Origin of the sequence: Sellimonas catena, from assembly GCF_027924685.1 — a bacterium.
GTDB lineage: Bacteria > Bacillota > Clostridia > Lachnospirales > Lachnospiraceae > Sellimonas > Sellimonas catena.
This window is the reverse complement of sequence record NZ_BSBO01000029.1, coordinates 38086-57029: the sequence shown is the minus strand read 5'-3', so window position 1 is coordinate 57029 and position 18944 is coordinate 38086. Positions and strand designations below refer to the sequence as shown.

The window sequence follows — 18944 nt, the reverse complement described above, 5'->3', positions numbered from 1 at the left end:
TGCGATGCATGTCTCTATTATAAGGCTCTGGAATGTGATTTCCTGTCCCGGAACAGTGATTTCCGCTTATCCGGAATAGTGATTTCCTAACGCCGGACTGGTGATGGAAAATGCCCCGGAATACTCAGTTTGCGATATAAGATTTTCCCGCGCCCGTTGCTCCCTTCAGGATTACATGGTGGTTGTCACGGATATACGCGCAAGTTGCAAGCTTTGTGATCAGCCCTTTATCCAGTTCACGGTCTTCATGGTACTCGATCGCTTCCACACAGGCCTGGCTTTCACTGAGTTTGGCTTCATGGATCCGGCGCTGGATTGTGTTTTTTCTTCGGGAAACGCTTTCTGCGTCTACAAGCAGCGCTAAACGTTCCTCAAAGGAGAGTGTCTTATAACGCTGTGGATCTTCCAACTGTGACTCCAGTTCCCTGGCCATGCCGGGAAGCCTCAGGGCACGCAGCTCTTTGACGGTTGTGAGGTCGATCATTTTTCATCGCCTCCTTCCCGGAACTGTTCCGCACCACGGGTAAATCCCCGGCTCCGGTGGCGATTCGCCCTTTGGGTAGATGGTTGATCTGTCTTCGCATCTTTCTTTACCGGGGATTTCAGCAATGCCTGAATCCCGCGGATGGAAGGATCACCACTGAACAGAAGGATCTGACGGCATGCCTCTTCGATCCGCTCAGCTTTGTATCGATCTGCGTATTTTTTCAGGCTGATGCAAGACTTAAAGCCTTGCTCAGGAGCTTTTCCGGATTTCAGAAAAAAGCGGACGACTTTTTCTGTATTGGGGCCGATCGTGGAGGCCCAGGACGGGAAATCATCCTTGGTATAGGTAAGATACTGCCGATGGTTCTCCGGCATATGCGAAGTTATCATGACTGGATCCCGCTTACGGCTGACCTCTCTTGGATGGACAGCTACCCGGTTTCCGTGAAAAAATACCTCCACTGTATTGCGTGTTACGCGAACGCTGACGGATTCGCCGATCAGGTCATACGGAACCGAATACTTGTTTAATCCGTCTGTAACAGTATAATCAAGAAGGACTGTCTGGTCTGACCAGACGGACGGCTCGTATGGATTGACAGGGAGCGGCTGCATGAATGCTTTCTCTTCATGGATATAAGCATCGCGGCGATTCCCTTCCCGCTTTTTAAAGGGATAACCATTGAGTTCTTCCAACTTTTCAGCTACAGCCTCTTTTGCGTCTGCCAGAGAGAAAAATGTTTCATTTCGCAGCGCTGCCAGGATCCATGTAGAGGCATAAGAGACACTGCTCTCGGCATGGCCCTTATCCTGTGGATGGCGGACGCGCGCGGGAACGATTGCGGTACCATAGTGGTCAACAAGCTCTGAATAACTGCGGTTAAGGACCGTTTCCATACGGGTGTTTTTCAGCACACCAGTGCGGAGATTATCTGGGATCGTCAGCCTGGGTACGCCACCGAAATATTCATAGGCATGTACATGGCAGAGCAGCCAGTTTTCAGATTTCATGTCATTGCAGAGTTCGGCATAGACATAGCAGCTGCAGGGAAGAACTCCGACAAACAAGTACGCAGGAACTATTCCCCCGGTAATGGGGTCTTTGACCGGCAGTGTCCCGCCAGCCCAGTCCACTTCCATAGCATCTCCGGGTTTATGGTGGATCCTCATCGTGGCTTTGGATTTTTTCGCCCATGCCCGGTAAATGTCACAAAACTGTGTATACTGGTATGGGACGCGCCCAACATTGGAGCAATTAGCCTGATATTCTTTCCAAAGCAGTGTCAGGTTCACTCCTTTTTTTGCCAGTTCACGGTGGATCCAGGCACAGTCCGGTTCCAGATAAACGTTTGCTTTTTCCTGCCGTTCCGGATAAAGCAGGACATAAAGCTGTGAATTTGTCACCTCCATTCCAAGTGGCCATCGGATCCCTTTCTCATCAGCAAGCCGTTCTACTTCTCTTACAGTATTGCGGAAGCTGTGCAGCGATCCGGCGATCTGAGTGATGTTGTACCCAAGGCTCTGGAGCCTCAGGATTTCGCGATAATCTACCATGATCATCGTCCTCCTTAAATGATAGTCACACGAAAGTGTGCCATCCTTATTATAAGAATGACTTTGATCGCCGACTATCCCTCTTCGAGATCAGTGATCTAAATCTCCGTGGAAGGTGGTCAGATTGACCGTGAGGAATGGTCAGTTTATCTGTAATATACAGATGTAAAAGACAAAGTTTATACAAGAGATTTATTTGAGAGAGATTAATACTGTATCTTAAATAAATATTTGATCTAAAAATGAAACTCTCCATATCAAAGGGAAACAGGAATCCATTTGGTATGGAGAGTTTTTTTATTTTAATTCGTATTTTGAGCGCAGATCATTCAGATCTGTATATCCAATAAGCTCTTCTTTCTGCAATCGGCCGACAAGAATACCGACATCAATTCCAAGCTCCACGGCATAGTGAAGCAATGCATTTCTTGAAAAATCACCTTTTGAAACAATCATTTGAAACTTCTGTTCCGGGATCAGGATATCTTTGGAAAACTGATCCGCTGCATCCTCATCTTCTTTTGAAGTTCCATGCGGCTGATTAAGATGACCATTTAAAATATGTCCGATTTCATGAAATAAGCTGAACCAGAATTTGTCAGCAAATTTTCCACGGACGGTTAGACCCATTACGATTTTATTTCCGTCCTGAAGTGTAGCACCATGAAGAAAGGAGCCGCCAATATGTGGAAGAAAGATCAGGGCAATTCCACAGTTGGATAAAAGTTGTATCAGATTCGGAGCAAAAACTTCAGGTGCAAGAGTAGTCATAGCTCGTATAGTTGAGAGAGAATCTTTTAAGTATTTCAGATTGATCGGAGCAGTTTCGCGGGATCTTGCTTCACGCTTTGCCTGCTGAGCCCAGGCTAAAAAAGCGTAGTCACTTTTGGAAGTGGAAGACAGCCTTCTGCATGCGATTTTGTTGAGCTTTTCATCTTCAATAAGGGTAAGCTGAACCACCTCAAAAAACTTTCTGAGATGGATTACCTTTTCGGTTGATTTACGAGTATCTGGAATCCACCCGTTTTTAGCCATTTCCCGGTAGGGAAGCTTTCGGACAATCTCAATATCCTGTTCCATATGATTTTCTGCATTTGCTTTCAGTATCTTCTCACGATAGATGATCTCCAGGTTGTTCCAGAACTTTGCAGGAACTCCTAAAACCAGTTCCAGACGCTCCGCGACATCAGGTGTCAAAGCAACCTCTCCGTGAATCAATTTGCTTACATGTTTTTCAGATAAATCCATACGAATTGCAAACTCTTTCTGGCTCATATCTCGATCTTCTAATTGTTCCTTAATGGTTGCCCCCGGTGGCGTGGCAATGTAAGTACGACTCTTTACCATGATAGTTTCCCCCTTTGAGTGCTGCGCATAGTTAGTTTAGTGATAATCTACGATTTCGATAATGTTTGCAATTTGCTTCCCGTGCTTTTTTCCGCCTGCGAAGCATCTGTGCAGATCTTTTCAAGTTTTTTAGTCCTGTATGTGATTTTCAATGAAATTGTCAGTTTTTCAAAAAGCTGTTTAAAATTAATTTACCTGGCAGGTAAATTGATTATAGTACTTGTTTTAATGAATGGTCAAGAGATAAAATGAACTTGACAGGTAAATTTGATTAGCGGCATGGATGATATTTTGTGGAGTATTTAATGAAGCTATGGTAAAATTTCTTTAGGACTACAATAGAACTGATGATCTCAGAGAATCATGGGGAAATGTATTATTACAAAATGAAGAAAAAGGAGCTGATAAATAAAATGGATGTAAAGCAGGCAGATCAGATCCTGGAAAAGGAAATCAAAACACTTATTGAAACACAGGCAGAAGGAGAGTATTGGGATTTTAAAAGAGAATGGTATTCTGATAATATAGATTTGCTTCATGATATTATCTGTATGGCAAATAGTATGGCAAACAGGGACTGCTATATTATTATTGGAGTTGAGGATCAAAGTTATCAAATAGTCGGTGTAAAAGAACAGAACCGGAAAAACCAGCAAAATATTATAAACTTACTTCATCAGAAGCCAAGATGGGCCGGCGGTTATATCCCTGAAGTGTATGTGAAAACGATAGAGATTTCAGAGTGTCAAATTGATGTTATTATAATCAAACAAAGTAACAACACGCCCTTTTACTTGACCGCAAGCTATCCAAGTCCGAAAGGAAAACTATCAGCAGGAGCAATTTATACGAGAAAAGGGGATACAAATACACCAAAAAATGAAACGGCAGATTTGTACGATACAGAACTATTGTGGAAACGGAGATTCGGCTTGTTATATAGTCCTTCTCAAAGAGCTATGTACTATCTGGAAGATATAGAAAACTGGGAGTTTGTAGACCAAGAAAAGAGTAGAGAAGGGACAGAAAGTTATTCCTTCTTTTACTATAAACCGGATCCGGACTATACAATATATATTATCTATGGCAAAGAAGAACTGTCAAATGATGACTATGTGCCGCCTAAGGATGTCAATGACAAAAATGTAGCAGAATGTTATTTCTATATTTTTGCATTTTGCAATGTAAGTTATCATACAGATTTTTCTAATGATTTAGAGGTGGTCTTGTATTATAAAAATATTCCTTTGTTTTCTAGTTCGGTAGAATGTATTGATGAAGGCAGAACGAAGATTATTCCCCCGGCCTATTGGAACGATGCGTATTATATAAAGAATACGATGAAATTTTTATTTTTCAAGTTTGTGTTTAACAAGATGGGTGAAAATTTTTCTTCAGAAGCACAAGATATGCTTTTGCGAGTTATTCCTGTTTACAAATCAGAAGAAGAATATAGAGCATTCACAGATTATATCAAAGAAAAAGGATTCAGCCTAGAAAGAATTGGAGAAAAGAAAATATCTGGTGAGGCACTGGAACGCCTGAATTCGATAGAAATATTTGGATATCCATCATATGGGAAACCAGGAGAAATAGACTCTATATCAAGTGTTTTAAGAACTCGAAAAGATATGGTGATAAATTTCGCCAATCCAGAAAATCCTTATTTTGCTAGAATTACAAAATATTTACAAAGGGGTAGAATGTTGGTTGAGTGGTTGGAAGAGTGGAGAAAAAATTGTGACAATGAATCTGTGGATTTTTTAGACTTAAAATAATGAAAAAGAAATTTATAAATTCATTTGTCCAAAGATATAGTAATATTTCGGTTTTGCGTTGTTGACTTTGAAAATGTATGTTAGACTAATCATTATAATTATTGAAGAAATGTTAAGGAGGGCGACATAGCGGTAGAGTTAGTTTTTTGAAGCCTTTCCTAAAACATGAAAAGGGAGTGAATATTATAAAACTAGAATATGTTGTTGATGGATTGGTTTGGGGAGTAATTGTAATTACAGTTTTGTGTCTGTCTGTCAAAATAAAGAAGAAATGGATAGATGATAATACAAGATTAAGAAAGCAGTCAATAGAAAAATTATATTCTATAAAATCTATGGGAGAAGGGTTGGAAAAGCTCTTAAATGCATTATATATTCCGAATGCCCTTTTTATCGTTCAACAGCTTGCAGAACAACGGAAGGGTATCATTCTCAATATAGTAGTTGCTGTTTGTATAGGTATGTTATTAATATTAGTCCATGCTAAAATTGCAAAATGTGAAAAATTGATCAGGAAAAAAGAAAATAGTCTAGGATATGTGAAGTAATATATGCGGATGAGATAAAGTTGTAGATGATATTAAAGAACATTATCAATTGGTAAAAGGAAAGATATTGTGGTGAGGAAAATAATGAGTGAAGAAGATCAAATGGATTTTTTGTACAAAAATATAAAAATGCAGGAAGACATTTTGGGAGCAGGTGTATCATTATCGCAATTTATAAAAGATCATGAGTTGTCGACGATAAAAGAAATTTCAAATCTTGTGTCTAATCCTACCATAACCGAAACACAGAAGGTGTTTAATAAATACGATGAAATGCTCAAACCATTACACATAGGAGCTCTTAGCGGAATTGGAGAAGCATTAGAAATTCGGACTAATGGGATGAAGAACTATGATTTTGCAGAATATAAGAGTTTAATAGGAAACATCAATGTGGCGGATGTAGATGCATACAGTATAAGCAAGGCAATTAGAACAGTTTATGGAATAGTGGATCCTTTAAAAGCATCAATAAATTTTTCAAAAATGGATGAGATTTCTGCAAGTGTTTCTGGTCTGTCATCGATTCTTCAGGATATTGGGAGTTCATCTCTTATTTCTAAAATCACAAAGAGTCAGACTACTATTACGAATTTGTCACAAGAATCGCTTCAGAATATAAATATGGAGTTACTTGGAGAAGTAGCAGATCGAGTTTTGCGAGAATCAGAGGAATGGGACCTTGAAACTGTATCAGAAGCCATTGCATCGGAATATGACAAGGAAAAATCAACAGATATATTTGCCAAGAAAGAGAAGCATAACAGTCAAATCATAGAAAAACATACAATCGACGCCAAAGAAGTGAGAGAATGGCTGAATACAATCATCAATATTATCATGCTTATTGTCACGCTTACATCAAATTCTCCAGCAACGACAGTAAACAATTATAATTGTACGCAGCAGGTTAATAATTATTATATAGTTGGAATGGGATATAATGCCCAAGAATTGAATGCGATAAGCTACAGAATCGTGAATAGAGATAGCGTTGTGCGTTTAAAACATGATTGTCATTCCTTGGTGATTGGAAAACTTGAAGAAGGGCAAATAGTCAGGATTATAGATAAATGTAAAAAATGGAGACAGATTGTCTGGGAAGACGAAGACGGAGAAGCATATTTAGGCTGGATTCAGAATTACAAATTAACAGAGTTTAAAATGCCTAGAAGAAATAAAAATATTAGAGACTAAGAAAAATAAACAGTATGAATCAAAACGAGGTGTCGAGAGGCACCTCAAATTATTTTGATATAATGATATTTTTAGATAATCGAGCAGAAAAGACTTAAAAGGGCTGAGTTATAAAAGAGATAAAATCAGAAAATATAAGAAAAAAGCATATTTTTCTTGCCTTTTCCATGCTTGTATGCTACCTTGTCCATATCTGAAAAGCATTCGCTTTTCCAGTTTCAACGGCATTCGCCGAAATTTTCAAACACTACTACATTTATATACGGCAGACACATTGGCCGGCAATCGGCTGGCTTCTTACATTTCTATATTCCTTTCTCAGGCAAACTACTTTTTCTAATGGAGAAAATGTGCTACACTTACAGCAGACAGAAACATCCTTTTCCAGCGGATGAGAAGCCGGGAAAGGATCGAATTATGAGAAAAATCAAAAGAAAAAGAAAGACACAAAATAAGAAAAGACAAACTGCCCGAAACGAAGATTTTATCATGAAGCCTTCCGTGGACTGGTGTTTCAAAGAGCTGATGAGAAATCCTAAGACGAGAAAGGGATTTATTGCAGTGCTTTTGCAGGTTAAGCCGGAAGAAATTGATGAAACGATCCTGTTGGAAAATGAGCTTCCCAAAGAAGCAGAAGAGGAAAAGCAGGGAATTCTGGATGTGCATGTATGCCTGGCTGATGGAGTGCAGATAGATATCGAAATGCAGGTGTTTTATGTGGAATACTGGGACGAACGCCTGCTATTTTACCTGAGCAAAATGTATGCAGGACAGATCAAAGCAGGGGAAAGCTATCGCATCCTGAAGAAGTGTATTCAGGTCAGCGTCCTGAATTTTGAACGATTTCCAGATGATGATTTTTGTTACCGGACGGTCCATTTCTGGGATGAAATGGCAGGGAAGAAGTATACAGATAAGCTGGAGATTCAGATCCTGGAGCTTCCGAAACTTCAGAAAAAGGCCAGCGGACCGGAAGATGTGATGGAGTGGATGCGTTTCTTTCGAGGGCAGAATAAAGAGGAGCTGAAAGAAGTGGCAAAGGGAAATGAATATCTGGAAGGAGCATACGAAGATTTAGTGAAGATGAGCCTGGATGAGAAGAAGCGTTTACAGTATGAGGCCAGGGAGAAAGCGATCCTTGACTATAGGTCCAACATGGAGGGAGCCGAGAAAAGAGGCTTTCAGCGGGGCGTGAAGCGTGGAATCACACAGGGGATTGAGCGTGGCATGACACAGGGAGAGCAGTCTACACTGATTCGTCTCTACCGGAAGAACCGTCTGACGTTGGAAGAAGCGGCAGAAGAGGCGAAAATGACGGTGGAAGAGTTCCGGAAGCTTGCAGAATTGGAAGAACATTCTATGGAATAAGGTGTGGGAAAAAGAGGTTGAAAGAGTTCATGCATTGGATCACGGAGAATGAAGCGGTTCATACGATGATGACGGCTCTCCTTACATTTCATTAGGCAGCCTTCTATTGGTTGCTGATTTTACCTTGGGGAAAGGCATTTCCCCGAGTGAGCTGTTGATCATGCCATGATTCAGTGGTCAGGAAAAATTCATTTCCGCCGTCCGTTTGACGACCTTGGCAACTGTGTTACGGGATACTCCGCAGCTATGTGCGATGTTCCGTTTACTGAATCCTAAGCTTTTCTGGCGAAGGATTTCTCGATATTTGGTTGTAATAGTGGACTCTGGTTTCTTGTCTTTTCGTTATTGATATGTTACTCTATCTATATCTGAAAAGCATTCGCTTTTCGTATTTCTAAGGCATTCGCCGAATTATTCAAATCTTATTATTGTATACGGCAGATCTAATGGCTGGCAATCGGACAGTTTCTTTTTCGCTTTTCTATCAGGATCATTTATTCCCTAAACCACTTTTTCCAATGGAGAAAATGTGCTACACTTACAACAGACAGAAACATCCTTTTCCAGTGGATGAGAAGCCGGGAAAGGATCGAATTATGAGAAACAACAAAAGAAAAAGAAAGACACAGAATAAGAGAAGACAAACTGCCCGAAACGAAGATTTTATCATGAAACCTTCCGTGGACTGGTGCTTCAAAGAACTGATGAGAAATCCGAAGACGAGAAAGGGATTTATTGCAGTGCTTTTGCAGGTTAAGCCGGAAGAAATTGATGAGACGATCCTGTTGGAAAATGAGCTTCCCAAAGAAGCAGAAGAGGAAAAGCAGGGAATTCTGGATGTGCATGTATGCCTGGCTGATGGAATGCAGATAGATATCGAAATGCAGGTGTTTTATGTGGAATACTGGGATGAACGCCTGATATTTTACCTGAGCAAAATGTATGCAGGACAGATCAAAGCAGGGGAAAGCTATAGCATTCTGAAAAAGTGTATTCAGGTCAGCGTACTGAACTTTGAACGATTTCCAGATGATGATTTTTGTTACCGGACGGTCCATTTCTGGGATGAAATGGCAGGGAAGAAGTATACAGATAAGCTGGAGATTCAGATCCTGGAGCTTCCGAAACTTCAGAAAAAGGCCAGCGGACCGGAAGATGTGATGGAGTGGATGCGTTTTTTTCGAGGGCAGAATAAAGAGGAGCTGAAAGAAGTGGCAAAGGGAAATGAATATCTGGAAGGAGCATACGAGGATTTAGTAAAGATGAGCCTGGATGAGAAGAAGCGTTTACAGTATGAGGCCAGGGAGAAAGCGATCCTGGACTATCGTTCCAACATGGAGGGAGCCAGGAAGAGGGGCTTTCAGCGAGGCATGATACAGGGTGGTCAGGTCATGTTGATTCAGCTCTATCAGAAGAATCGTCTGACGTTGGAGGAGGCTGCAGAAGAAGCAAACATGACAGTAGAAGAGTTTCGCAAGCTTGTGGAATTGGCAGAACATTCTATGGAATAAGGTGTGGGGAAAAGATATTGAAAGCGTTAATGCATTGGGTTACGGAGAATGAAGCGGTTCTTACGATGATGACGGCTCTCCTTACATTTTTTCTTGGAAGATATACAAGTTATAGAGAGGACTATCGGGAAGGAAGAAAGGAAATTAATGATACCTTTTATAAGCCATTTTTAGAATTGTATGATAATGAGCACCATTCGATGGCATGGTATTATACTGATTTATCTCTGGAGATGCAGAATTCTATTATGGAAGTTTTGCTCACAAACAGGTACAAGGTTCATCCCCGAATCAAAAATAAAATATGAAGGTATTTCAATCTATATATTCCTATATAGAGAAAGAATATGTGAAAAATAACAGAGCACTGTACTGTTCCCTGGCAAAGAGGTTCTATTTTTGGATCATCGAACGGAGAACTTGACAGCGTGTCCTGTAAGATCATAACTTTATCATCAGGTAGTCTTTTATTGGTTGATGATTTTCACTTGGGGAAAAGCATTTCCCCAAGTGAGTTGTTGATCATCTTATGATTCACTTGCCAGGAAAGATTCATTTCCGCCGTCCGTTTGACGACCTTGGCAACTGTGTTACGGGATACGCCGCAGCTATGTGCGATGTTCCGTTTACTAAATCCTAAGCTTTTCTGGCGAAGGATTTCTCGATACTTGGTTGTAATAGTGGCCTCTGGTTTCTTGCCTTTTCGTTATTGATATGTTACTCTATTCATATCTGAAACGCACTCGCTTTTCGTATTTCTAAGGCATTCGCCGAAATTTTCAAACACTACATTTATATACGGCAGACACATTGGTCGGTAATCGGATGGCTTCTTACATTTCTATATTCCTTTCTCAGGCAAACCACTTTTTCCAATGAAGAAAATGTGCTACACTTACAGCAGACAGAAACATCCTTTTCCAGTGGATGAGAAGCCGGGAAAGGATCGAATTATGAGAAACAACAAAAGAAAAAGAAAGACACAGAATAAGAGAAGACAAACTGCCCGAAACGAAGATTTTATCATGAAACCTTCCGTGGACTGGTGCTTCAAAGAACTGATGAGAAATCCGAAGACGAGAAAGGGATTTATTGCAGTGCTTTTGCAGGTTAAGCCGGAAGAAATTGATGAGACGATCCTGTTGGAAAACGAGCTTCCCAAAGAAGCAGAAGAGGAAAAGCAGGGAATTCTGGATGTGCATGTATGCCTGGCTGATGGAATGCAGATAGATATCGAAATGCAGGTGTTTTATGTGGAATACTGGGATGAACGCCTGATATTTTACCTGAGCAAAATGTATGCAGGACAGATCAAAGCAGGGGAAAGCTATCGCATCCTGAAGAAGTGTATTCAGGTCAGCGTACTGAACTTTGAACGGTTTCCAGATGATGATTTCTGTTACCGGACGGTCCATTTCTGGGATGAAATGGCAGGGAAGAAGTATACAGATAAGTTGGAGATTCAGATTCTGGAGCTTCCGAAACTTCAAAAAAAGGCCAGCGGACCGGAAGATGTGATGGAGTGGATGCGTTTCTTTCGAGGGCAGAATAAAGAGGAGCTGAAAGAAGTGGCAAAGGGAAATGAATATCTGGAAGGAGCATACGAGGATTTAGTAAAGATGAGCCTGGATGAGAAGAAGCGTTTACAGTATGAGGCCAGGGAGAAAGCGATCCTGGATTACAGATCCAATATGGAGGGAGCCCGGAATAGGGGCTTCCAGCGGGGCATGGAGCAGGGCTTCGAGCGTGGAATTACTCAGGGAGAGCAGTCGATGCTGATTCAGCTTTACCGAAAGAACCGTCTGACGTTGGAAGAGGCGGCAGAAGAGGCAAAAATGCCAGTAGAAGAGTTCCAAAAGCTTGTGGAAAGCAAAGAGGAATAATATACATTTTTGCGGAAGGCGGTCTTCCGGTAGAAGATGTTGCGTGGGCATGTGACTGTTATGACGCAGCGCGGGAAATGCAGATCGGAACGTCTTTGAATCTCTGGGATATCCCGGCTATGCAGTAGTGTGCGGGTAGAAAAACAGCATGAAAAAGTGAAAAAGGATAGATTATCAGCACTCTTTTGGAAAGAGTGCTAATTTTCTATTGACTTTTTCAGATCCGAGTATTAAGATTACTGTTAGATGTGAAAAGAAGATATGCCGGCGGAGCTGAAAGTGCCATGAGAAGGAGTGCACCGCCGGCACGATATATGATGAAGGAGTGATTATCATGTCAGTAAAAAAAGGAAGTCTTTCCATCAGCAGTGAAAATATTTTTCCTATTATAAAGAAGTGGGTGTATTCAGACCATGACATTTTCTTCCGTGAGATGATTTCAAACGGATGCGATGCTATTACAAAGCTGAGAAAGCTGGATATGATGGGCGAATACAGCCTGCCGGAGGATTACAAGCCGGAGATTCACGTTGTGGTCAATCCGGAAGAGAAGACACTGAAATTCATCGATAACGGTATCGGTATGACAGCAGATGAGGTAGAAGAATACATCACCCAGATCGCATTTTCCGGTGCAACCGAGTTCCTTGAGAAATATAAAGATAAGACGACAGAAGACGATATGATCGGCCACTTTGGACTTGGATTTTACTCTGCGTTCATGGTAGCGGATGAAGTGCATATCGATACTCTTTCCTATAAAGAAGGAGCTGAATCCGTTCACTGGGTAAGCGAAGGCGGCACAGAGTATGAGATGCAGCCAGGCAATAAGGAAGGCGTAGGTACCGAGATTACTTTGTTCTTAAATGAGGACAGTTTACAGTTTGCAAACGAATACCGTGCAAGAGAAGTACTTGAGAAATACTGCTCTTTCATGCCGGTTGAGATTTATCTCGAAAAGGCCAATGCACCGACCGAGTATGAGACCATCGATGAGAGCGAACTGAAAGATACCGACGTCGTAGTAGAGCACATCCATGAAGATGCAAAGATGGAAGAGCGCGAGAATGAAAACGGCGAAAAAGAAATGGTAGAAGTTTCTCCGGCTAAAGAGAAAGTCAAAATAGAGAAACGCCCGGTTCCGATCAATGACATTCACCCGCTGTGGGCAAAACATCCAAACGAATGCAGCAAAGAAGACTACATCGAGTTTTACAGAAAAGTATTCCTGGATTACAAAGAACCATTATTCTGGATCCATCTGAATATGGACTACCCGTTCAACCTGAAAGGAATCCTGTACTTCCCGAAGATTAACACCGAGTACGATTCCATTGAAGGAACAATTAAGCTGTACAACAATCAGGTATTTATTGCGGACAATATCAAAGAGATCATTCCGGAATACCTGATGCTCTTAAAAGGTGTGATTGACTGTCCGGATCTTCCGCTGAACGTATCACGAAGCGCTCTTCAGAACGACGGATTTGTAAATAAAGTGGCTGACTACATTTCCAAGAAAGTCGCTGACAAACTGACAGGAATGTGCAACACAGATCTGGAAAATTACGAGAAATACTGGGACGATATCAGTCCGTTCGTATAATTCGGATGCCTCAAAGACCAGAAATTCTGCGATAAGATGATGGATTCCATCCTCTTCAAGAACCTGGATCACAAGTATCTGTCCATGAAAGACCTGATCGGCGAAGCACCGGAAGAAACCGAAGAAGAAAAGACAGAAGATCAGAAAGCAGGAACAGCAGACGAGAAGAAAGAGCCGGAGAAGAAGACTATCTACTACGTGACAGATGAACAGCAGCAGAGCCAGTACATCAACATGTTCAAGAGCCAGGGCATGGATGCGGTCATCCTCTCCCACAATATCGACTCTCCGTTCATCACACAGTTAGAGCAGAGAAATCCACACATCCACTTCCAGAGAATTGACGCTGATGTCACAGATCAGTTCAAAGAAGAAGTGAGCGCAGAAGAAAAAGAAACATTCGACAAACGCGCAGAAGAAATTGCCGGTATCGTGAAAAAAGCGATGAACAACGAAAACTTAAACGTCAAAGTCGAAAAACTCAAAGACGAGAGCGTTGCATCCATGATGACCCTCTCCGAAGAGTCCAGAAGAATGCAGGAAATGATGAAGATGTATGGCATGGGCGGTATGGACGCCTCCATGTTCGGAACCGACACCACACTCGTACTGAACATCAACCATCCACTGGTACAGTACATCGAAAACAACAAAGACAACGAAAATATCAACCTCATCTGCCAGCAGCTCTACGACCTGGCAATGCTGTCAAACAAACCACTCAACCCGGAAGAAATGACAGCATTCATCAAACGAAGCAACGACATCATGATGATGCTCACAAAATAACTTTTTTATTCAAAGGGGACGTGTTCCGATGCATCGGAACACGTCCCCTTTGAAAAATCTGTATTGCAATCTGTACCGTACAACTTTTGCGTTTGTGGTGTTTTCTACCGATTTTCTTCGAATTCCAGTCCTTTTTGTGTGAATATTTTGGTTACCATGCTGTCCCATGTATGTTCCAGGCTTTTGTCAAGTACAAATGTGTGGAAGGATGTTCCAGTGGTGCATGTGAGTCTGGTGCCGTCGAAGCGGAAGTTCAGATACAGTCCTTTGATGTCGCTGGTTTGGTATGGGAGTCCTTCGTTTTGGAGGAGGGACTCGATCTGGTCCGGAGCGAGGGAGAGAATGAAGTGGAAGCGTAATGGCGTCTGTTTTCCTTTGATGAGGGAGAAGCAGTATTCTCTTACCTGTTTCCAGCGGACGTAAGGCTCAGGGCTTTCATTTTCGTTGTCCGGATAAAATTCCGGGTGGTAGGTTCCGTCGATCTGGAAGGTGCAGTAGGTCGTGATTTCTCCGCTGATGAAGGAGAAATTGTCGAAGCGGCTGGACAACAGAAGGACGGACATGCAGTTTTTTGTATTCATGATATAGCTGACCATTCGTAAGCCTCCATGGTTTGTAGTTTCTTAATTTCCTTGTACCAGTATACCAGAATCGTTGTAAAAAAGATATAGACTTGTTTGGAAGTTCTCCCGGCGTTGACTTTTTGTCTTGTTGTAAGTAAGATAGAGGTAGCGCAAAATGAGATCAGGAGGTCAGATGACGATGAATGAAATAGAACGCTTGCTTACATTTACAAAGGAAGCGGTTTCCCCGTTCCATACGGTGGAGGCGGCGGGAAAGCTGCTGGAGGAGAAGGGATTTTCCCCGCTTTCCTGGAAAGAGGAATGGAGCCTGAATCCGGGCGGAAAATACTACCTGGTTCACCATGGATCCGCGCTCTTTGCATTTACCATCGGAAAGGATGCAAAGAAGGAGCAGGAGATCCGGATGGCGGCAGCTCACGGTGATTTCCCGGGATTTCGGATCAAGCCGGATCCGGATATGAAGGCAGAAGCGTATATCAGGCTGAATACGGAGCCTTATGGAGGGGTGAATCTGGCGAGCTGGCTGGACCGTCCGCTTTCAGCAGCGGGACGTGTGGCAGTCCGCGGGAAAGATGCCTTTCATCCGGAAATGCGGCTGGTAGATTTTGAAAAACCGGTTCTGACGATTCCGAATATTGCTATTCATCTGGATCGTGAGATGAATAAAGGAAGAGAATTAAACCGTCAGACCCAGATGCTCCCGCTTGCAGCCATGGGAACCGGAGTGGAAGAGAAGGGATTTTTTAAGAAATACCTTGCGAAAAAGCTGGATGTAGCGGAGGAGGATATTCTGGAATATGAGATGAATATCTACAATGCGGATCCGGGAGAGCTGATTGGATTTGAAGAGGAATTTGTATCCGGACCGAGACTGGACGACCTGACCGGAGTGCTTGCGATTCTGGAAGGTCTCTGGGACGGCGAAAGAACGGGCGGCATCAATCTTGGAATCGTGTTCGACCATGAGGAGATCGGAAGCAGCACCAAGCAGGGAGCCGGATCGACGCTGCTTCTTCTGCTTCTGGAGAGAATTGTGACCGCTCTTGGATGGGACCGGATGGATCTTCTGAGAATGCTGGAGGATACGATGCTGCTTTCTGTGGATGTAGCCCACGGTGTACATCCGAATTATCAGGAAAAGGCGGATCCGACGAATCATCCGGTGCTGAACGGGGGATTCTGTATCAAGGAAGCTTCTTCCCAGAGCTACGCTACGGACAGCGAAGCGATTGCCGTTGTACAGGCACTCTGCGAGGAAGAAAAGATTCCGTACCAGAAATTTGTAAACCGTTCGGACGGAACCGGCGGCGGAACACTGGGAGCGATTGCGTCCGCCCTGGTACCGGTGCGGACCATCGATATCGGCGTGCCGCTTCTTGCCATGCATTCCAGCAGGGAACTGATGGGAAAGAAAGATATGAAAGCGCTGACTTCCTTTATCCGCACTTTCTTTTCAGCGGAATAATGGAAGATGAGAAAGAGAAAAGGGGAGAAAACAGGATTTTGAACAGCCAGATCGAACGACAGTTTCAGGAACGTTCCAAAAGAGAAGCCTTACGTCTGAATAAATTTTTGAGCGAAGCAGGGGTCTGCTCCCGCCGGGAGGCGGACCGTCTGATTGAAGCCGGCCGGGTGACCGTGGACGGAAAAAAGGCCGAAACAGGTATGAAGATCACGCCGGGACAGGAAGTCCGGGTAGACCAGAAACTGGTGAAACCGGAGGAGGAAATGATTGTCCTTGCGGTCAACAAGCCAAGGGGAATTGTCTGTACGGAAGAGAAGCGGGAGCCGGACAATATTATCCGCTTTCTCAATTATCCGACCAGAATCACGTACGCAGGCAGGCTTGACAAGGATTCTGAGGGACTTCTTCTGATGACAAATAACGGGGATATTATCAATAAGATGATGCGGGCAGGCAATTATCATGAAAAGGAATATCTTGTTACGGTGGACAAACCGGTGACAGAGGAATTCCTGCAGCATATGGCCCGTGGAGTTCCGATTCTTGATACGGTGACAAGACCATGTCAGGTAAAGAAAGAGGGGAAAAAGACCTTTCGGATTGTCCTGACACAGGGACTGAACCGGCAGATCCGCCGGATGTGCGAGGCACTCGGCTATAAGGTCGTGACGCTGAAGCGTGTGCGGATCATGCAGATCCGCCTTGGAGATTTAAAGCCGGGGCAGTACCGGCCTCTTACAGAGCAGGAGCTTGCAAGTCTGGACCGGATGCTGGAACACTCTTCCAACATGCCGGAGCGTGACCGGAAGAACCGGGAAAGAAAAGAGAACAGGAGACAGAAACCATGACAAAAATACAGGGAAGCATAGAAGAAAAGAAGCAGAGGATGACCGAGCTTGTCGATCTGTTGAATCAGGCAGGACGCGCCTACTATCAGGAAGCGCGGGAGATCATGAGCAACTTTGAGTATGACAGGCTTTATGACGAACTGCTTTCGCTGGAGGAGGAGCTCCAGACGACCCTTGCGGCAAGCCCGACGGTGCATGTCGGATACGAGGTGGTCAGCGAGCTTCCAAAAGAACGGCACGAGCGTCCGATGCTCTCTTTGGACAAGACCAAGGAGGTGGGCCGTCTAAAAGAATTTCTGGGAAACCAGACTGCCCTGCTTTCCTGGAAAATGGACGGGCTTACGATTGTCCTGACCTACCGGGACGGGGCGCTTTTTAAGGCGGTCACCAGAGGAAACGGAGAAATCGGGGAGGTTGTTACCAACAATGCCCGGGTGTTCAAAAACATTCCGTTAAAGATTCCTTATCAGGGAGAACTGATTCTCCGTGGCGAGGCGGTGATCCGTTATGATGATTTTGAACGGATCAACGAGGAAATCGAGGATGTGGATGCGAAATACAAAAATCCGCGGAATCTTTGCAGCGGTTCCGTGCGGCAGCTGAATAATGAGATCACGGCAAAGCGAAATGTCCGCTTTTATGCCTTTTCCCTTGTGCGGGCGGATGGCGTAGACTTTGAGAACTCCAGAAAACGCCAGATGGAGTGGTTAAAAGAACAGGGCTTTGAGACTGTAGAATATCATATGGTAAATGCAGGCACGATCGAGGAAGAAGTGGCCTGGTTTGCTGATCAGATTCAGAAAAATGAAGTGCCGTCCGACGGGCTGGTGCTTCTGTATGACGACATTGCTTACGGCCAGTCTTTAGGAAGTACTGCCAAATTCCCCCGGGATTCCTTCGCTTTTAAATGGGCGGATGAAATCCGGGAGACGACGCTTCGGGAGATCGAGTGGAGTCCGTCCAGGACAGGGCTGATTAATCCGGTGGCTATTTTCGATCCGGTAGAGCTGGAGGGAACGACCGTTTCCAGAGCCAGCGTCCACAATATCAGCATTATGGAGGAACTGGAGCTGGGCGTCGGGGACCGGATTCAGGTGTACAAGGCCAATATGATTATCCCGCAGATCGCGGAAAATCTGACCAGAAGCGGAGTACGGGACATTCCGGAAACGTGTCCGGTGTGCAGCGGGAAGACTGAGGTCCGGCAGATCCTGAATGCGAAAGCGCTCTACTGTACGAATCCGCAGTGTCAGGCAAAACAGATCAAGGCATTCACCCTTTTTGTCAGCCGGGATGCCATGAATATTGACGGGCTTTCTGAGGCGACCATGGAAAAGCTGATCGGAAAGGGATTCATCCATGAGTTTGCGGATATCTACCACCTGGATGAACACCGGGAGGAGATTCAGGAGATGGACGGTTTCGGAGAAAAGTCCTGCCAGAATCTGCTGGACAGCATTGAAGCGTCCAGAGAGACGACACTTTCCAGGCTGATCTACGCCCTTGGTATTGAAAACGTGGGGGCGGCCACGGCAAAACTGATTTGCAGACAGTTTGATGACGATCCGGAAAAGATTGCCGATGCAGACCGGGAGGCATTGAGCCGGATTCAGGGAATCGGGGATGTTATTGCTGGAACATTTACAGAGTATTTTCAGGATCCGGAAAAGAGAGCCCGGTATGAAAATCTGTTAAAGGAACTTCATCTGCAAAAGGAAGAGCGGCAGGAGCAGCAGAGCTTTGCCGGAATCAATTTTGTCATTACCGGATCGGTTACACATTTTAAAAACAGAAACGAAGTCAAGGAAGAGATTGAGAAACGGGGCGGTAAGGTGACAGGTTCTGTAACATCCAAAACAAACTACCTGATCAACAATGACACCGAATCCACTTCCTCCAAAAACCGGAAGGCGAAAGAGCTCGGAATTCCGATCCTTTCGGAGGAAGATTTTCTGGATATGCTGAAAAACGAGGGATAAA

General features: G+C 43.7%; 14 protein-coding genes and 1 pseudogene. 11 read left to right on the top strand and 4 right to left on the bottom strand.

Going from position 1 to position 18944, the window contains the following annotated elements:
* Positions 1–124: 124 nt before the first annotated feature.
* The 3 genes from Selli1_RS13490 to Selli1_RS13480 form a co-directional block, all read right to left on the bottom strand.
* Positions 125–484, bottom strand: a complete 360-nt coding sequence (locus tag Selli1_RS13490; protein ID WP_281873428.1) for an ATP-binding protein — start codon at positions 482–484, stop codon at positions 125–127.
* Entirely contained in the window at positions 481–2040 is a 1560-nt protein-coding gene (gene istA, locus Selli1_RS13485; protein ID WP_281873426.1) for an IS21 family transposase, read from the bottom strand. The genes Selli1_RS13490 and istA overlap by 4 nt, the downstream gene beginning before the upstream one ends.
* A 297-nt stretch (positions 2041–2337) precedes the next feature.
* Positions 2338–3387 carry a helix-turn-helix domain-containing protein gene (locus Selli1_RS13480; RefSeq protein ID WP_281873425.1) on the bottom strand — a complete coding sequence of 350 codons (1050 nt, stop codon included), beginning with the start codon at positions 3385–3387 and terminating at the stop codon, positions 2338–2340.
* A gap of 413 nt (positions 3388–3800) precedes the next feature.
* On the opposite strand from Selli1_RS13480, the gene Selli1_RS13475 reads away from it, so the two are divergent.
* From Selli1_RS13475 to htpG, 8 genes and pseudogenes are all read left to right on the top strand, one after another.
* A complete protein-coding gene (locus Selli1_RS13475; RefSeq protein WP_281873423.1) occupies positions 3801–5165 on the top strand; it encodes an ATP-binding protein in 1365 nt (454 codons plus the stop codon).
* Between the two features lie 176 nt (positions 5166–5341).
* Entirely contained in the window at positions 5342–5713 is a 372-nt protein-coding gene (locus tag Selli1_RS13470) for a hypothetical protein (RefSeq protein WP_140398898.1), read from the top strand.
* 84 nt (positions 5714–5797) lie between these two features.
* Entirely contained in the window at positions 5798–6910 is a 1113-nt protein-coding gene (locus Selli1_RS13465; RefSeq protein WP_242960301.1) for a hypothetical protein, read from the top strand.
* A 417-nt stretch (positions 6911–7327) separates the two neighbouring features.
* Positions 7328–8278 (top strand): Rpn family recombination-promoting nuclease/putative transposase, encoded by a 951-nt coding sequence (locus Selli1_RS13460; protein WP_162610227.1) that lies wholly within the window; start codon positions 7328–7330, stop codon positions 8276–8278.
* Between the two features lie 596 nt (positions 8279–8874).
* Positions 8875–9789, top strand: a complete 915-nt coding sequence (locus Selli1_RS13455; RefSeq protein ID WP_281873418.1) for an Rpn family recombination-promoting nuclease/putative transposase — start codon at positions 8875–8877, stop codon at positions 9787–9789.
* Positions 9790–9806: 17 nt separating this feature from the next.
* On the top strand, positions 9807–10097 hold the full coding sequence (locus tag Selli1_RS13450) for a hypothetical protein (protein ID WP_281873416.1): 291 nt from the start codon (positions 9807–9809) through the stop codon (positions 10095–10097).
* 645 nt (positions 10098–10742) lie between these two features.
* Positions 10743–11672 carry an Rpn family recombination-promoting nuclease/putative transposase gene (locus Selli1_RS13445; protein ID WP_281873414.1) on the top strand — a complete coding sequence of 310 codons (930 nt, stop codon included), beginning with the start codon at positions 10743–10745 and terminating at the stop codon, positions 11670–11672.
* 334 nt (positions 11673–12006) lie between these two features.
* A pseudogene (gene htpG, locus Selli1_RS18580) lies at positions 12007–14067 on the top strand (molecular chaperone HtpG).
* 104 nt (positions 14068–14171) lie between these two features.
* Here the strand turns inward: htpG and Selli1_RS13435 are convergent.
* Positions 14172–14663: a DUF5721 family protein gene (locus Selli1_RS13435; protein ID WP_087255524.1), complete on the bottom strand. Its 492-nt coding sequence runs from the start codon at positions 14661–14663 to the stop codon at positions 14172–14174.
* 160 nt (positions 14664–14823) lie between these two features.
* On the opposite strand from Selli1_RS13435, the gene Selli1_RS13430 reads away from it, so the two are divergent.
* From Selli1_RS13430 to ligA, 3 genes are read left to right on the top strand one after another with little or no spacing between them, the layout of a single operon-like run.
* Positions 14824–16116 (top strand): M18 family aminopeptidase, encoded by a 1293-nt coding sequence (locus Selli1_RS13430; RefSeq protein ID WP_281873412.1) that lies wholly within the window; start codon positions 14824–14826, stop codon positions 16114–16116.
* Between the two features lie 38 nt (positions 16117–16154).
* On the top strand, positions 16155–16964 hold the full coding sequence (gene rluF / locus Selli1_RS13425) for a 23S rRNA pseudouridine(2604) synthase RluF (protein ID WP_087169300.1): 810 nt from the start codon (positions 16155–16157) through the stop codon (positions 16962–16964).
* Positions 16961–18943 carry an NAD-dependent DNA ligase LigA gene (gene ligA, locus Selli1_RS13420; RefSeq protein ID WP_330677593.1) on the top strand — a complete coding sequence of 661 codons (1983 nt, stop codon included), beginning with the start codon at positions 16961–16963 and terminating at the stop codon, positions 18941–18943. Before rluF ends, ligA begins: the two co-directional genes overlap by 4 nt.
* The last annotated feature ends 1 nt before the right edge of the window (position 18944 follow it).

Excerpts from the sequence above, each read along its gene's own strand:
- Selli1_RS13460 (WP_162610227.1), top strand. The coding sequence starts at position 7,328 with ATGAGAAAAATCAAAAGAAAAAGAAAGACACAAAATAAGAAAAGACAA.
- Selli1_RS13480 (WP_281873425.1), bottom strand. The coding sequence starts at position 3,387 with ATGGTAAAGAGTCGTACTTACATTGCCACGCCACCGGGGGCAACCATT.
- ligA (WP_330677593.1), top strand. The coding sequence starts at position 16,961 with ATGACAAAAATACAGGGAAGCATAGAAGAAAAGAAGCAGAGGATGACC.
- Selli1_RS13490 (WP_281873428.1), bottom strand. The coding sequence starts at position 484 with ATGATCGACCTCACAACCGTCAAAGAGCTGCGTGCCCTGAGGCTTCCC.
- istA (WP_281873426.1), bottom strand. The coding sequence starts at position 2,040 with ATGGTAGATTATCGCGAAATCCTGAGGCTCCAGAGCCTTGGGTACAAC.
- Selli1_RS13430 (WP_281873412.1), top strand. The coding sequence starts at position 14,824 with ATGACGATGAATGAAATAGAACGCTTGCTTACATTTACAAAGGAAGCG.
- Selli1_RS13445 (WP_281873414.1), top strand. The coding sequence starts at position 10,743 with ATGAGAAACAACAAAAGAAAAAGAAAGACACAGAATAAGAGAAGACAA.
- Selli1_RS13455 (WP_281873418.1), top strand. The coding sequence starts at position 8,875 with ATGAGAAACAACAAAAGAAAAAGAAAGACACAGAATAAGAGAAGACAA.
- Selli1_RS13475 (WP_281873423.1), top strand. The coding sequence starts at position 3,801 with ATGGATGTAAAGCAGGCAGATCAGATCCTGGAAAAGGAAATCAAAACA.
- Selli1_RS13435 (WP_087255524.1), bottom strand. The coding sequence starts at position 14,663 with ATGGTCAGCTATATCATGAATACAAAAAACTGCATGTCCGTCCTTCTG.
- Selli1_RS13465 (WP_242960301.1), top strand. The coding sequence starts at position 5,798 with ATGAGTGAAGAAGATCAAATGGATTTTTTGTACAAAAATATAAAAATG.